At 62.0% G+C, this 15090-nt stretch carries 15 protein-coding genes; 10 read left to right on the top strand and 5 right to left on the bottom strand.

The window, feature by feature from the left end:
• Window positions 1-65 precede the first annotated feature (65 nt).
• The 5 genes from rpoH to CLU93_RS07585 all read right to left on the bottom strand — a co-directional run bounded on the left by rpoH (window position 66) and on the right by CLU93_RS07585 (window position 5250).
• The gene (gene rpoH, locus CLU93_RS07605) at window positions 66-959 is read right to left on the bottom strand and encodes an RNA polymerase sigma factor RpoH (protein ID WP_035824784.1); all 894 of its coding nucleotides are present in this window, start codon (window positions 957-959) and stop codon (window positions 66-68) included.
• Window positions 960-1377: 418 nt separating this feature from the next.
• Window positions 1378-2298 carry a permease-like cell division protein FtsX gene (ftsX, locus tag CLU93_RS07600; RefSeq protein ID WP_099760620.1) on the bottom strand — a complete coding sequence of 307 codons (921 nt, stop codon included), beginning with the start codon at window positions 2296-2298 and terminating at the stop codon, window positions 1378-1380.
• Window positions 2295-3038 carry a cell division ATP-binding protein FtsE gene (locus tag CLU93_RS07595; RefSeq protein WP_099760619.1) on the bottom strand — a complete coding sequence of 248 codons (744 nt, stop codon included), beginning with the start codon at window positions 3036-3038 and terminating at the stop codon, window positions 2295-2297. Before CLU93_RS07595 ends, ftsX begins: the two co-directional genes overlap by 4 nt.
• Before the next feature lie 8 nt (window positions 3039-3046).
• Window positions 3047-4105 (bottom strand): signal recognition particle-docking protein FtsY, encoded by a 1059-nt coding sequence (ftsY, locus tag CLU93_RS07590; RefSeq protein ID WP_099760618.1) that lies wholly within the window; start codon window positions 4103-4105, stop codon window positions 3047-3049.
• Between the two features lie 164 nt (window positions 4106-4269).
• Window positions 4270-5250, bottom strand: coding sequence for a MerR family transcriptional regulator (locus tag CLU93_RS07585; RefSeq protein WP_243420121.1), 981 nt, complete (start codon window positions 5248-5250; stop codon window positions 4270-4272).
• Window positions 5251-5416: 166 nt separating this feature from the next.
• Here CLU93_RS07585 and CLU93_RS07580 point away from each other — a divergent pair, with 166 nt between their 5' ends.
• The 10 genes from CLU93_RS07580 to CLU93_RS07535 all read left to right on the top strand — a co-directional run bounded on the left by CLU93_RS07580 (window position 5417) and on the right by CLU93_RS07535 (window position 15079).
• A complete protein-coding gene (locus CLU93_RS07580) occupies window positions 5417-6730 on the top strand; it encodes an NAD(P)/FAD-dependent oxidoreductase (protein ID WP_099760616.1) in 1314 nt (437 codons plus the stop codon).
• Window positions 6720-7511, top strand: coding sequence for a DUF1365 domain-containing protein (locus CLU93_RS07575; protein ID WP_099760615.1), 792 nt, complete (start codon window positions 6720-6722; stop codon window positions 7509-7511). The genes CLU93_RS07580 and CLU93_RS07575 overlap by 11 nt, the downstream gene beginning before the upstream one ends.
• Window positions 7508-8749, top strand: a complete 1242-nt coding sequence (locus CLU93_RS07570) for an SAM-dependent methyltransferase (RefSeq protein WP_243420122.1) — start codon at window positions 7508-7510, stop codon at window positions 8747-8749. Before CLU93_RS07575 ends, CLU93_RS07570 begins: the two co-directional genes overlap by 4 nt.
• A gap of 2 nt (window positions 8750-8751) precedes the next feature.
• Window positions 8752-9300, top strand: a complete 549-nt coding sequence (locus CLU93_RS07565; protein WP_099760614.1) for a chalcone isomerase family protein — start codon at window positions 8752-8754, stop codon at window positions 9298-9300.
• The gene (locus tag CLU93_RS07560; protein WP_099760613.1) at window positions 9297-10577 is read left to right on the top strand and encodes an MFS transporter; all 1281 of its coding nucleotides are present in this window, start codon (window positions 9297-9299) and stop codon (window positions 10575-10577) included. Before CLU93_RS07565 ends, CLU93_RS07560 begins: the two co-directional genes overlap by 4 nt.
• Complete coding sequence (locus CLU93_RS07555; protein ID WP_099760612.1) at window positions 10565-11128, top strand: DUF3833 domain-containing protein; 564 nt, start codon at window positions 10565-10567, stop codon at window positions 11126-11128. Before CLU93_RS07560 ends, CLU93_RS07555 begins: the two co-directional genes overlap by 13 nt.
• Window positions 11125-11892, top strand: coding sequence for an SDR family NAD(P)-dependent oxidoreductase (locus tag CLU93_RS07550; RefSeq protein WP_099760611.1), 768 nt, complete (start codon window positions 11125-11127; stop codon window positions 11890-11892). Before CLU93_RS07555 ends, CLU93_RS07550 begins: the two co-directional genes overlap by 4 nt.
• The gene (locus CLU93_RS07545; RefSeq protein WP_099760610.1) at window positions 11889-12326 is read left to right on the top strand and encodes a nuclear transport factor 2 family protein; all 438 of its coding nucleotides are present in this window, start codon (window positions 11889-11891) and stop codon (window positions 12324-12326) included. The genes CLU93_RS07550 and CLU93_RS07545 overlap by 4 nt, the downstream gene beginning before the upstream one ends.
• A gap of 974 nt (window positions 12327-13300) precedes the next feature.
• Entirely contained in the window at window positions 13301-14386 is a 1086-nt protein-coding gene (locus CLU93_RS07540) for a porin (protein ID WP_099760609.1), read from the top strand.
• A gap of 150 nt (window positions 14387-14536) precedes the next feature.
• Window positions 14537-15079 (top strand): hypothetical protein, encoded by a 543-nt coding sequence (locus tag CLU93_RS07535; RefSeq protein ID WP_099760608.1) that lies wholly within the window; start codon window positions 14537-14539, stop codon window positions 15077-15079.
• Window positions 15080-15090 lie beyond the last annotated feature (11 nt).

Here is a 15090-nt window from a genome sequence, read left to right as displayed (position 1 = left end):
TAAATATCATTTGTAAAACTAAAAGGCGCCTTGCGGCGCCTTTTGCATTGCGGCATTGCTTGTGCTTACACCCAGGCGGCCAGCGCGCCCTTCATTTTTTTCAGTGCCGCCACTTCGATCTGGCGGATGCGTTCGGCCGATACGCCGAACTCTTCTGCCAAAGCGTGCAGGGTGGCGCCGGAACCGTCGTCGTTGGCCAGCCAGCGCGCTTCGATGATGCGGCGCGAACGGGCGTCGAGCTTGCTCAAGGCCGTTTCCAGGCCTTCCGATTGCAGACGCGTCACTTGTTCCGCTTCCAGCACCTTGGTCGGCTCGCTTTGCTCCGACGACAGGTAGGCGATCGGCGAAAACTTGTCGTCTTCATCGTCGGTCGGCGATTCCAGGGCGATGTCGCGTCCGCTCAAGCGCGTTTCCATTTCGATCACTTCTTCGCGTTTCACGTCGAGCAGCTTGGCCAGCGCATCGATCTGCTTCGGCGTCATCGCATCGAGGCCCGTCTTGTGGCTGCGCAGGTTGAAGAACAGCTTGCGCTGTGCCTTCGTCGTCGCGACCTTGACCAGGCGCCAGTTTTTCAGGATGTACTCGTGCATCTCGGCTTTCACCCAGTGCATGGCATACGATACCAGGCGCACGCCCTGGTCCGGGTCGAAGCGTTTCACGGCTTTCATCAAGCCGATATTGCCTTCCTGAATCAGGTCGGCGTGCGGCAAGCCATAGCCCAGGTAGCCGCGGGCAATCGAGACCACCAGGCGCAGGTGCGACAGCACCAGTTCTTGCGCGGCGGCCAGGTCATTTTTTTCGCGCAGGCGTGTTGCCAGCGAGATTTCTTCATCGTGGGTCAACATGGGCAGGCGGTTCACGGCCGAGATATAGGCGTCGATATTGCCCAGATTGCCAGTGAACCCGAGGCCCAGCGCATTACTTTTGGTCGGAACCAATGCGGATGTAGCGGACATCATAGTCATGTTTTCTCCCTCGTAGTCTTGCTTTGTTCCAGTTGGCCATGTCACGCGACGTGGCCCGATTGTCTGTTCGTTTTGCGTATGTGGTCTTGCACTTGCAGATCGCGGCACCATCTTCATCTGGCGTCCATGGCGGTTCTGCTGTTGGTATGTCCCTATATTAGCACTCTCTGCTTGAGAGTGCCAATCAGCACATTTAATCGTCCTGATAGCCTAAATGCTATGGCGAATGAATGCTTGATAAATGTGTATGAACGGTGATCTGAACAGCGCTGCAGGCCGCTTCACGACAACGTAGCTAGTCTACGGCCTCTGGCTGAAGCGAACCTTAAGAATACTTGCTAAATATCAAGATAACAGCATTGTGGGGACGCATGGCGGCGCCTGCGGTGCCGCCATGGGAGGGAAGGCAAGGTCAGTTCAGGCGCGCCAGGTGGCGCTGCACGCAGAGGAAGGCGCCGATCAGGCCCAGGCCGGCGCTGACGGCCAGCAAGCCGGCCATCGGCAGCGGCGCCAGCGGCACTAGCTGGAATTCGGACGCATACAGGCGGGCAAACTCGGCAATCGCGGTATTCAGTGGTTGCATGGCCAGCGCCACCGCGCCCAGGGCCAGCGCACCGGCGCACAGGCCCAGCAGGGCGCCCGTGTAATAGAAGGGGCGGTGGATGAAGGTGTCCGTGGCGCCGATCAGTTTCGAGATGCTGATTTCATCGCGCTGCTGCATCACTTGCAGGCGGATGGTATTGAAGACCACGGCGATGACGGCCACGCCCAGGGTAATGGCCAGCAGCAGCAGCACCAGGCGCAGCACGCCCAGCAGGGCCGCCAGGCGCTTGACCCAGGCCGAATCGACTTGCGCCGATTCCACGCCAGGCAGGTGGCGCAGCTGCTCCGCCACCGCATCGACATCCTGCGCTTCGCTGGCGCTGCTGAAGGCATCGAGTTTCAGCACATAGCTGTCGGGCAAGGGATTGTCGCCCAGTGTGCTGAGCACATCGGCCAGGCCGTTCTTGTTCTTTAGGGTATCGAGCGCCTCTTCGCGCGCAATGAAGACGATCTTCGCCTTTTGCGCGCCGACGACCTTGCGCATGGCGCCCGCCAGGGCCACGGCTTGCTCGCGCGGCGTGTCGATCTTCAGGAAAACGCTGATTTCCGGGTCGACCGACATCTGTTCCGACATGGGACGCACATTGTCGAGCATGGTCAAGCCGGCGAACGGCAGCGACAGGGCGATGGCGACGACGAGCACGTTCAACAGGAAGCCGCCTGGCGACTTGCGCAAATGGATCAGCGCCGAACCGAGCGCGAAGCGGTGTTGACGGAACCAGCCTCTCATGCCTGTTCTCCCTGCACATCGTCGGGGCCGGGGGAGGGCGCAAAATCGGGATCGGGCGGCGCGAAGACGGGCGCCTGCGTGGCCTTGTCGATGGCGACCAACTGGCCGTTTTTCAGGTGGATCACGCGGGCGGCGGCGTCGAGCATCTGTTCGTCATGGCTGGAAATGAGGCAGGTCACGCCCACCGAGTGAAACGCTTTCAGGGCGTCGAGCACCTTGTTGGCGCTGGCGCGGTCCAGGTTGGCCGTCGGTTCGTCGGCCAGGATGATCTGTGGCCGGTTGACGATGGCGCGCGCGATGGACACGCGCTGCTGTTCCCCGCCCGACAGCGACAGCGGGCGCGCCATGGCGCGGTCGAGCAGGCCCACCTTATCGAGGGCGGCACGCGCGCGCTGTTCGGCAGCAACTTTATGCGCGCCGACGACGAGCAGCGGCAGCATCACGTTGGCCAGGATGGAGCGGTCGTTGAGTAGTTTTTGCTGCTGGAAGATCAGGCCCATGTTGCGGCGCAGAAAGGGCACGCCGGCTGGCTTGATCTTGGCCATGTCCTGGCCATTGACGATCAGCTTGCCCGAGCTGGGGCGCTCCATGGCGGCGATCATTTTCAGCAGGGTGGACTTGCCGGCGCCGGACGGGCCGGCCAGAAAGACCAGCTCGCCTTTGGCAATGCTCAGCGAAATGTCGCTGAGGGCCACGGCATCGGCGGAGTATTGCTTGGAGACGTGCTGAAATTCAATCATGTATGGGCTTATCCGAGCAGCGCTTCGACAAATTCGGCAGCCACGAAAGGCTGCAAGTCTTCAATTTTCTCACCGATGCCGATGAAATACACGGGGACGGGGCGTACGCGGGCAATCGCCGCCAGCACGCCGCCCTTGGCGGTACCATCGAGCTTGGTGATCACCAGGCCGGTCAATTGCAGGGCATCGTCGAACGCTTTCACTTGCGTGAGGGCATTCTGGCCCGTGTTGCCGTCGATGACGAGCAGGGTTTCATGCGGCGCGCCTTCCATGCCCTTGCCGATCACGCGCTTGATTTTCTTCAACTCTTCCATCAGGTGCAACTGCGTCGGCAAGCGGCCTGCCGTGTCGACCATCACCACGTCGATGCCGCGCGCTTTTGCCGATTGCACGGAGTCGTAGGCCACGGCGGCCGGGTCGCCCGATTCCTGCGAAATGACGGTGACGTTGTTGCGCTCGCCCCAGACCATCAGCTGCTCGCGCGCGGCGGCGCGGAAGGTGTCGCCCGCAGCCAGCAGCACGGACTGGTTATTCGACTGCATGTGCTTGGCCAGCTTGCCGATGGTGGTGGTCTTGCCGGCGCCATTCACGCCGGAAATCATCATCACCAGCGGCTTGTGACGGCCCAGCTCGAAGCGCTTTTCCAGCGGCGAGAGCAGGTCGGTCAGCAGCACTTTCAGCGCTGCCTTGACGGCGGCGGCGTCGAGCAGCTTGTCTTCCTTGACCTTTTTCTTCAATTCCGTGAGCAGGAATTCGGTGGCGTCGATGCCCGCGTCGGACATCAGCAGCGCTGCTTCCAGCTCTTCGTACAGGGCGTCGTCGATCTTCGCGCCGACGAACAGCACGGATAAGGTGTTCGAGGTTTTTGACAGGCCGGCTTTCAGGCGCGTCATCCACGATTTTTTCTCGGGTTCGGCGGCCACGATCACGGGCACGAGTTCGGCTGGCGCGCCGCTCAGGGGCGTAACGGCAGGCTGCGGTGCAGGCGGCGTGGCGGCGGGAAGGACGAGGGGCTCGGCTGGCGCAGCCTCGGGAGCGGTGGGTTTTTTCTTGAAGAAACTAAACATGGATGTGTGGTGGCGGGTGCTGACCTAAGGCCCGGCGGCGCCGGACACTGTGTTACGGGCTATTCTACCAGAGCGCGCCCGGCCCTTCATGCTTTACTGTTCGATTGGCAACATTGCGCGGCTATCCACGGAGATCGCCGCAGTTGCCGCGCTTTCCAGCCGGATCAATGGGTTTGCAGGGCCCGCGCCTGATGGCGGCGGCGCCAGTCGGCGATGCTTTCCTCGACTTGCCGCAAGTCCAGCACATGCAGGAACGCCGGTGGCTGCCTGGTCAGCACGGGGCTGCGTCCGCCAGCCCATAACTCGATGTCTGGCGGCAAGCTTGCATGCAACTGCTGCAGGCTGTCGCGCGTCAGCCGTTGCTTGCTGGCGCTGGAAAACGACAGCGCCACGATGTCGGCACGCTGCGCGCGGGCGGCCGCGACGATGTCCGCCAGCGGTGTTTCCACCCCCAGCGACATGCAATGGGCGCCAGCCGCCGCGCACAGCGCCTCGGCCATCAGCAGCCCCAGGCCATGCCGCTCCTGCGGCAAGGTACTGAGGACGATACGCGGCGTGCGCGTCGACGGGCTGCTTGCCTGCGGCAGGGAAAAAATGGCATGGCGCATCACCGTTTGCAAGGTTTCGCTATACAGATGCTCTTCATACACGGCCAGGTCGCCGCAAGCCCACGCTTCGCCCACCATTCCCGTCAGGGGCGCGATGACGTCGATGGTGAACGCTTTCAAGCCCAGCACGGCCAGCGCCTGGCGCAGGGCGTCGCCCAGTTCCGCCATCTGGTGGCCACGGCACAGGGCCAGGTAGCGTTCGAGCTGGGGTGCCCGGGTTGACGGCGCCGCGCTGCCGGCGTTGGCCAGCTGCTGCAGTTGCACGGTACTGTGTTGCATGATTTTGCCCGGACGAAATCCGAGGTCCAGCAGGCGCTTGACCATGCGCAACTTCTGCACTTGCTCGGCCGGGTAGCTGCGCTCGCCAAAGGCGTCGCGCTGGGGCTGGGGAAAGGCGTAGCGGCGCTCCCACACGCGCAAGGTTTCCTTGGCCAGTCCGGTATCGCGTTCGACATCGCTGATGCTGAAGGCGGAAGTGGGTTGCAGGTCAGTATCCATACCAGGGTGGCTTTGCTCGCTTGCGGAAGAACGTGGCATGCATTTTACGCCTTCCGCCGCCCCTGACCAAATAGCTGAATCCGATTAGACATTGCCGACGTATAAGTTTGTGAACGGCTCAGGGCACTCATTGACATAAATCAATATTTCATCGATTATCCATGAGGCTCGTTTTGTCCAGGACAAACTTAACACAGGTGTATTCATGAAAATTGCCGTCGTCGGAGCAGGAATTGCAGGTTTGTCGTGTGCCTATCGCCTGGCGCAAGCCGGCCAGGACGTCACCTTGTACGAAGCGGGTGACTATTTTGGCGGCCACAGCCATACGGTGGATGTCACGCTCGATGGCGTCACGCATGGCGTCGACACGGGTTTTCTCGTGTTCAACCACGCCACCTACCCGAACCTGGTGCAACTGTTTGATGAACTCGGTGTCGAGGCGGCTGACAGCGACATGTCGTTTTCCGTGAAAATGCCGCTCGGCACTGCGTCCGATGCGCGCGTGCTGGAATGGGCGGGCGCCAATTTCGATACCGTGTTTACCCAGCGCAGCAACTTGCTGCGCCCCGCGTTCCTGCGCATGCTGCGCGATATCGTGCGCTTCAACCGCCAGGCCAGCGCCCTGGCCACGGCCAGCGTGCCGGCGCCGGCCCTGTCACTGGGCGAGTTTCTCGACCAGCACGGCTATGGCGATGAATTCCGCCACTGGTATCTGCTGCCAATGGCCGCCTGTATCTGGTCGTGCCCGGCGCGCCAGATGCTGGCCTTTCCCTTGGCCACCTTCATTCGTTTCTGCCACAACCATGGCTTGCTGCAAGTGAGCGACCGGCCGCAATGGCGCACGGTACGGGGCGGTTCGCGCGTGTATGTGGAAAAACTGCTGGCGGGCATTCCGCAGCAGCGCCTGGCGTGCCCCGTGCTGGCCGTGCGTCGCCAGGCTCATGGTGGCGCGCGCATGGTCGAGCTGCACACGGCCGCCGGCGTCGAGCATGTCGATCACGTCGTACTCGCTTGCCACAGCGACCAGTCGCTGGCCCTGCTGGGAGATATCCGTGACGACGAGCGCTCTGTGCTCGAAGCCGTACGCTACCAGCCGAATCGGGCCGTGCTGCATACGGATGCGTCCTGCCTGCCGCAACGCCGCAAGGCTTGGTCGGCCTGGAATTACCAGGGACGGCCGACAGTGGCGCAAGGCGAGGCGCCGCAGGTATGCGTGCATTATTTGCTGAACCAGTTGCAGCCGCTGCCGTTCACCACGCCCGTCATCGTTTCGCTCAATCCCCTCGATGAACCGGACCCGGCCTCCATTCTCGACGAGTTTTCGTATGCGCATCCCGTGTTCGATGGCGCGGCCATTGCCGCCCAGGCGCGCCTGGCCGGCTTCCAGGGCGCGCAGCACACCTGGTTCGCGGGTGCCTGGACGGGCTACGGTTTCCATGAGGACGGCTTGAAGTCGGGCCTGGCCGTGGCGCAAGCGCTCAATGGCATGGCCGCTTCGGAGCTCGGCCATGCCGCGTGATCCCGCGCAACCGGCCCAGCCGCAGCTATGCCTGGGCCTGGTTCGCCATGCGCGGCTGCGCCCGCGCGCACATGCCTTCAGTTACGGCATGTTTTATCTGCGCCTGCCCCTGCGCAGCCTGGGCGCGCAGGATTTCGCGGCCCGTTTGATGTCGCGCAACGGTGCCAATGTGCTGGCCTTCCGCGACAGCGACCATGGCGATGGCACGACGCCGCTGCTGGAGTGGATCGACGGCTTGCTGCAGCAGCATGGCGTGTTGGACGCGGGTGGCGAAATCTGGCTGCAAACCATGCCGCGCCTGTGCGGCTATGTCTTCAACCCCGTCAGCTTCTGGTTTTGCCACCGCCCGGATGGGGCGCTGCGCGCCGTGCTCTGCGATGTGCGCAATACCTTTGGCGAGCGCCATCTGTACTTGCTTGAACAGGGCGGCGCCATCGCGTATGGCAGCGAATTGCGTGCCAAGAAGATTTTCCATGTGTCGCCGTTTTGCAAGGTGGAAGGGCAGTACCGTTTCCGTTTCCTGCGCAACCACGACAAGGATGGCGAGCGCCACCTGGCCCGCGTCGATTATGACGACCTCGACGGTCCGATTTTGCAGACCAGCTTGTCCGGCACGGCGCAGCCGCTGCGCGATGGCGCCATCGCCTGGGCCTTGCTGCGCTATCCCCTGATGACGTTTGGCGTGATGGCGCGCATCCATTGGCAAGCCTTGCGCCTGTGGCTGCGCCGCGTGCCGTTTTTCAGCAAACCCCACCCTCCACAAGAAAAGGTGTCCCGATGAGCTCCGATTCCCTGCCGACCGGCCTGCATGCGCGCAGCGGCCCGTCCCCGACCCATGTGCATGAACATCTGGATCTGCCCGCTGCCGCGCGCATGATTCTGCGCCTGCTGGAAAAACTGCAATATGGCGCCCTGCGCCTGCGCACGCCCGATGGCCGTATCTTGCTGTATGGCGACGCCAGCCACCCCGTCACCCTGGACTTGCACAATTGGCACCTGTGCTCGGCCGTGTTGCGTTCGGGTGACATCGGCTTTGCGGAAACGTTCATCGCCGGCGACTGGCGCACGGACAATTTGCCGGGCTTGATCGAATTGATGATACGCAACCGCGCGCAGATTGAATCGCTGATCTACGGCAATTGGTGGGGCAGCCTGCTGTACAAGGTGCGGCACTTGCTCAACCGTAATTCGCGCGCCGGCAGCAAGAAGAATATCCACGCCCATTACGACATCGGCAACGCCTTTTATCAGCTGTGGCTGGATCCATCGATGACGTATTCGAGCGCCCTGTTTAGCGAAGGCGCCAGCCTGGAACAGGCGCAAGGTGCCAAATACCGGCGCATCGCCAGCCAGCTGCAGCTGCAGCCGGGTCAGCGCGTGCTGGAAATTGGCTGCGGCTGGGGCGGCTTTGCGGAAACGGCGGCGCGCGATAACGGCGCCCACGTGACGGGCCTGACCTTGTCGACCGAGCAGTTGGCCTATGCGCGCCAGCGCCTGCAGGACGCGGGGCTGGCAGGGCAGGCCGACCTGCAGTTGTGCGACTACCGCGACAGCGCCGGCCAGTACGACGCCATCGCCTCGATCGAGATGTTCGAAGCCGTGGGACAACGCTACTGGCCCGGCTATTTCGCCTGCGTGGCGCGCAACCTGAAGCCGGGCGGACGCGCCTGCATCCAGACCATCGTCATCGCCGACGCACTGTTCCAGCGCTACAGCAAGAGCACGGATTTCATTCAACAGTATATTTTCCCGGGCGGCATGTTGCCTTCGCCGCTGGAATTTCGCCGCGCCGCCGAGGCGCAGGGCTTGCGCGTGGAGGACGCCTTCAGCTTTGGCCTCGATTACGCGGAAACCTTGCGCCAGTGGCGCGCCAGTTTCCTGGCCCAGCGCACGGCGCTGGAAAAGCAGGGTTTCGACGGCCGTTTCCTGCTGACCTGGGAGTTTTACCTCGCGTATTGCGAGGCCGCCTTCCAGGCGCACAACACGGATGTGATGCAATTTACCCTGATCAAGGACTGACCATGCGCCGCCTGCTTGCCACTGTTGTGCTGTCATTGACCATGTTCGGTGCCGTGGCCGCGCCGCCTGGCTTTATCGCTGCCGACGTGCCCGAGGCCCGCCTGGCGGGCGAGGGCGAATACACGTGGTTCGGCATGCGGATTTATCGGGCGCAACTGTGGGTGGGCGCGAACGGTTACCAGGGCGTGGCGTCGGCAACGGCGCCGTTCGTGCTGGAATTGCGCTACGCGCGTGCGCTTGACGGCAAGAAGATCGCCGAAGCCAGCCATGAGCAGATGCAAAAGCTGGGCGTCGGCACGGAGCAGCAGCGCCTGGCGTGGCTGGCCACGATGCAGCGCATCTTTCCTGACGTCAAGGAAGACCAGCGCATCGCGGGCGCCTACCGGGCCGGCATCGCGCCTGGCGTGCGTTTTTATCTCGATGGCAAGGTGCTGGCCGACGTGAGCGATGGCGACTTCGCGCGCGCTTTCTTCGCCATCTGGCTGTCGCCCGACTCGACGGCGCCGAAGCTGCGCGCGGCCCTGCTGCAGAGTGCGGCGCCACTGCCATGAGTAGCGGGGCCGGCGCTTTGACCTTGCCTGCCTTGTTCAGTTATGGCCTGTTCGGCTTGCCGCTGGCCATGCTGGCACTGCCCATCTATATATATGTGGCGCCATTTTATGCGCAGCGCAGCAGCCTTGACCTGGCGCAAATCGGCGCCGTGCTGCTGGCGGCCCGCATCGCCGCCGCCTTCATCGATCCGGCCCTCGGCGCCTGGATGGCGCATGGCCGGCGCAGCTATGCCGTCTATGTCGGCGCGGCGCTACCGCTGCTGCTGCTGGGCTTTGGCGCCCTGTTCCATCCGCCGTCCCTGTCGCATGGGGCAAGCCTGGCCTGGTTCCTGGCTGCCTTGCTGTTCGTCTACACCGCCTATGGCCTGGCCGGCATCGCGCACCAGAGCTGGGGCGCGGCCTTGAGCCAGGCGCGTGCGCAGCGGGCGCGCGTGACGGCCGTGCGCGAAGGCTGCGGCTTGCTCGGCGTGATCCTGGCGGCAGGATTGACTTCCGTGCTCGGCTATGACGGCTTGTCGCTGGCTTTTGCCGTGTGCCTGCTGGCGACGGGCGCGCTGTTGCTGGCGCGCGCGCCGCGTCCGCTTTTGCGCCAAGGCACGCAGGCGCTGCCCGCTGGCGCCTGGCGCCTGCCATTGCGCCAGCGCGCGTTCCGCTGGCTGTTCGCCGTCCTGCTCGTCAATGGCGTGGCCGCCGCCATTCCCGCCACCCTGTTCCTGTTCTTTGCCGGCGATTATCTGCGCCTGGGGCATTACGCCGGTCCGTTCCTGATTGTGTATTTTTGCGCGGCGGCCGCCTCGATGCCCGCGTGGGTGGCGCTGGCGCGCCGCTTTGGCGAAGCGCGTGCCTGGGGTGGCGCCATGCTGCTGGCCGCCGGTGTGTTTGTCTGGGCGTATGGCCTGGACGCGGGCGCCGCCTGGGGCTTTGCCAGTATCTGCCTGCTGTCGGGCCTGGCGCTGGGTGCCGACCTGGCCTTGCCGCCGGCCCTGCTGGCAGGGCTGATCGGCGCGGCGGGCCATGCCGGGCGGCACGAAGCGGCGTATTTCGGCTGGTGGAACTGGGGCGTGCAAATGAGCCTGGCACTGGCGGCCGGCATCGCCTTGCCCCTGCTGGCCTGGCTCGGCTATGTGCCGGGCAGCAACAAAGGCTTGCCGGCCCTGTCTGTCGCTTACGCCTTGCTGCCCTGCGCCCTGAAACTGCTGGCCGCGCTGCTGCTGTGGCGCGCGCCCTTACAACATATATATAGCGATCAACTGGAGATTCGACCATGCACCTCATGAAATGCTGCCGACGCGGCATAGCGGCGGCGGCTGTGCTGCTGGCGCTGGCCGCCTGCTCAACGCCGCCCACCCCCGCCACGTACGCGCAGGAATTGCCCGTACTGGATCTGCAGCAGTACTTCAACGGCACGCTCGATGCTCACGGCATCTTTCAGGACCGCTCGGGCAAGGTGGTCAAGCGCTTCACGGTGGTGATGCGGGCCAGCTGGGTGGGTGAGACGGGCACCCTGGACGAGGATTTCACGTATTCGGACGGCAGCAAACAACGCCGCGTGTGGACATTGCGCAAGACGGCGCCCGGGCGCTTCATCGGCACGGCGCCCGACGTGGTCGGCGAGGCCATCGGCGAAGTGGCCGGCAATGCCTTGCGTTGGCAATATGTGCTGGCACTGCCCGTCGATGGCACGGTTTACCACGTCGATTTCGAGGACTGGATGTTCCTGATGGATGACAAGGTCATGCTCAACCGCGCCGCCATGAGCAAGTTCGGCTTCAGCCTGGGCGCCGTCACTTTATCGTTCAGCAAGCGTCCATCAAAGGCGGCCCCATGAATCGCAAGATCACCAGCTGGGCCGGCAAGCGCGTGTGGGTCATCGGCGCTTCCAGCGGCATCGGCGCCGCGTGCGCCACCTTGTTGCTGGAGCAGGGCGCGTGCGTGGCCCTGTCGGCCCGCCATCGGACCAGCCTGGAACTGCTGTGCCAGGGGCAGCCGCTGGCGCAGGCCTTGCCGCTCGATATCACCCAGCCCGCGCAGTTGCGGGCCGTCTGCGCGCAATTGCAGCAGCAGTGGACGCATATCGACCTGATACTGGTGGTGGCCGGCGGCTATCAGGCCATGCGCGCCGATAGCTTTGACCTTGAGGCGGCGCAGGACTTGCTGGCCTTGAATGTGGGCGGCGTCTTCAATTGCCTGGAGCAAGCCTTGCCGTGGCTGTTGCGCCAGGGCAGCGGCGGCATCGGCATCGTCGGCTCGGTGGCCGGCTATGGCGGCTTGCCCAAGGCGCTCGCGTATGGCGCCAGCAAGGCGGCGCTGATCAACCTGACGGAGTCGCTGTACCTGGATTTGCATGGGCGTGGCATTGACGTGTATCAAATCAATCCCGGCTTCGTCGCCACGCCGCTGACGGCGGACAATGATTTCAAGATGCCTGCCCTGATGACGGCGCACGACGCGGCCGCCGCCATGCTCGACGGCATTGAGCGGGGGCAGTTTCACATCCACTTTCCCAAACGCTTCACGAATATCCTGCGCCTGGCGCGGCTGTTGCCGTACCGCGCCTATTTCTGGCTGATCCGCAAGGTGACTGGCCTATGAACGCAAGCATGGATGACCCGTTGGCGCGCCTGGTGGCGTTTTACGAGCACCTGCGCATCGACAACCTGGCGCAACTGGGCGCCGTGTACGCGCCGGATGCCCATTTCAAGGATCCGTTCAACGAGGTGCAGGGGCATGCCGCCATCCTGGCCATCTTCGAGCACATGTTCGTGCAGGTCGATGCGCCGCGGTTTGTCGTGCTGGAAAGCCTGGGGCAGGGGACGCAAGCCTTCCTGACGTGGGAGTTTCGTTTCCGCATGAAGCGACTGGTATCTGGCGAACAATGTATTCGTGGCGCCACCCATGTGCGCTTCGATGCGCAGGGACGGGTGGTCTTGCACCGCGATTATTGGGATGTGGCGGAAGAATTGTATGAAAAACTGCCTCTGCTGGGCGGTTTCATGCGCCTGCTCCGGCGCGCAAGCCAGCGCTAAGGCGATTTAGCGATGCTTTTAAGCAAAAAATACAAAAAAGAAAAAGTAAATTGTGTGAAATAGGTCAGGTGAAAACTTGATTTCGGTCAAAGTGTCGTTTTTTAGAAACAAAATTGTCAAAATATTGAGAAGGCAACATTGTAAGAAATTGTTTCAATTGATGCGCAATTTGCAAGCAAGAGTCGTCCTCATGCGTTCCTGGCGGGTAGCTGGCGCATGCGCTGGTAAACATGGAAAACATTTATATGTGAGCAATTTAAATTACCGGAAAGTCAGTAATTTAATTGTCACTTTGGCTATTTTTTGAACGCCTGCGCCGACGCGCGAATTGGCGCCTACGCCCCTGAATAATGCGGCAACGCACCAAAACAGGGCGCATTATTTCCCGTTTTTGGGCATCTGGCAGCAAACATTGGCGATGCCGTGTATGCTTCGTCCCGTTTATCCATTATCGCCTGACAAACTGTGCGCTTTGTCGCGTAAGTCTTGGAGGGCAAATGATGGGTAAAGCATGTTGACGTTTTAATCACTCGCCTGATACTGTTGCACTAATACAACGGGTGCCAGCAAACCATGCGCTATGATGGAATGGTCAATCAGGCCCATGCATTGGTTGGCAAGGGGCACTGGCTCTGTCGCGTAGTACGGTTGGCGATGGTCGGGATGCCTGAAAAAGCCCCCGGCCTGGTACCGGAAGTAACATGTTGGAACTTGATGGAATGTGAAACGGTCGTTATAGTGCCGCTTCCGGTGCCGTTTGAGCACCGAACCGGCGCACGAATGACGGTCGTTATGCAGCCTTCAAGCTTATCGGTGCAATAGCGTGCCGATACCGATATGAATGTTCCCCTGACCGGAACAGCAATGTGGCAGGTGGAGACCTTGCCCTCACTCATAAAAAGCGCTCTGCTAGAGCGCAGCTCGAGATGCATAGGCTGTATTACTTTTTGCTTCAAAAATTAAAGGAAATCGCAATGAAAAAAACTCTGATCACCCTGGCAGTCCTGGCAGCAGCCACTGGCGTAGCCCAAGCTCAATCGAGCGTTGTTATCTACGGTACCGTTGACGCTGGTTTCGTCAGCGAGCGCGGCGGCTCAGCCGGCACCGTCAACAAAATCGATAGCGGCGTTGCTTCGGCTTCGCGTATCGGCTTCAAAGGCACCGAAGATCTGGGCAGCGGCCTGTCGGCACTGTTCGTTCTGGAATCGGGTTTCAAAGTTGATTCCGGTTCGCAAGATGGTGAAGCCCTGTTTGGTCGTCAAGCCTATGTTGGCCTGAGCAGCAAAACGGCTGGTACCGTAACCCTGGGTCGTCAATACACCCCTTGGTACAACACCCTGTCGAAAGTTGCTGATCCATTCGCAGCTGGCTACGCTGGTTCCGCCAAGAACTTGTTCCCAGCGAACACCACCCGTACCAGCAACACCGTGCTGTACTCGTCGCCAAACTTCAGCGGCTTTGACGCTGACGTTGCTTACAGCACCGGCAACAAAGACCAAGAGAGCCTGGTATCCAGCAAAATCGGTCGCCAAATGGGCGCATCGGTTGGCTACGCTAACGGTCCTTTGAACGCACGTGTTGCTTACAACACCACCAGCAACGAAACCGCCACCAGCGATGTTGGCAGCGCACGTAACTGGCTGGTAGCCGCTAACTACGACTTCGCAGTAGCGAAAGCGTATGTTGCATACGGCGTCAACAAAGGCCTGAACAGCTCGACCCGTAACAACGCAAAAGAGGGTAACCTGTTCAACACCGTATCGACCGGTGGTCTGTCCAACGACAGCACCACCGCCCTGATCGGCGCAACCGTACCAGTTGGTCCAGCCGGCACCGTGATGGCTTCGATCATCCACGTCAACGACAAAAACGGCTTCTCGAACGCCGATGCGAACCAGTTCGCAGTGGGCTACTCGTACGCTCTGTCGAAGCGCACCAGCACCTACGCTTCGTACGCTAAAATCTCGAACAAAAACAACGCTGGTTACACCGTTGGTAACAACAGCAATGTTGGTTCGGGCGACCAAGCGTTCAACGTTGGTGTTCGTCACTCGTTCTAATATTCGCGCAAGCGAAGCTTAGTACCGCTCAGGCATCCCTTCGGGGATGCTGCAAGCAAAGAAACGCGCTGTCTGGCTTCGGCCTGGCGGCGCGTTTTTGCATGGGCGGTGCCAGTTATAATGGCGCCGTCACTCAAGTAAAGGAATGCCATGTCTCCATACACATCGCCGCGCCTGGCCGTCCTGCTGGCCGCGTTGTTATTCGCCGGCGCCACGGGTGCCGCTGTCGCCGCCGTCAAGGGCAAGAAGCCGGCCGGACTGGAGCGTTACGGCGTTGCCGTCTACTCGGACCTGTGCCTGCAAAAGGATAGCGGCGAAATCGGCGGCCAGCGCGTAACCCTGCACCGCTTCGCCGAGGCCGACTCCGTCATCTATGAATTTACTGCTGGCGCCCTGAGCTGGCCCATCGTCGCCAACGACGTCAACCTGGACGCCGCTACGGGCGCCTTCGACTTCACCATCGCCGGCGCCGACAGCGAAGAGCGCACCATCGTCGGCAAGTTTTCCAAGGACGGGCAAACCCTGACCCTGGAAGGCGATTACTGCGGCGGCAATGTGCGCATGCCCATGAAACTGAGCCGCGTGCGCGATTTCGGCCGTCCCCTGAAAAACTGCACGCCCTGCCCACCGGTGCCGCAAGCGCCCGCCGACGCAGTGCCTGCCGAGGAAAGCGCGCCAGTACCGGCTGCCTGAGCGATCATCGC

It is taken from the genome of Janthinobacterium sp. 35, from assembly GCF_002754575.1.
Classification (GTDB): Bacteria; Pseudomonadota; Gammaproteobacteria; order Burkholderiales; family Burkholderiaceae_D; genus Janthinobacterium; species Janthinobacterium tructae.
The sequence above is the reverse complement of the archived record's forward strand: the minus strand, read 5'-3'. Positions and strand labels throughout refer to the sequence as shown.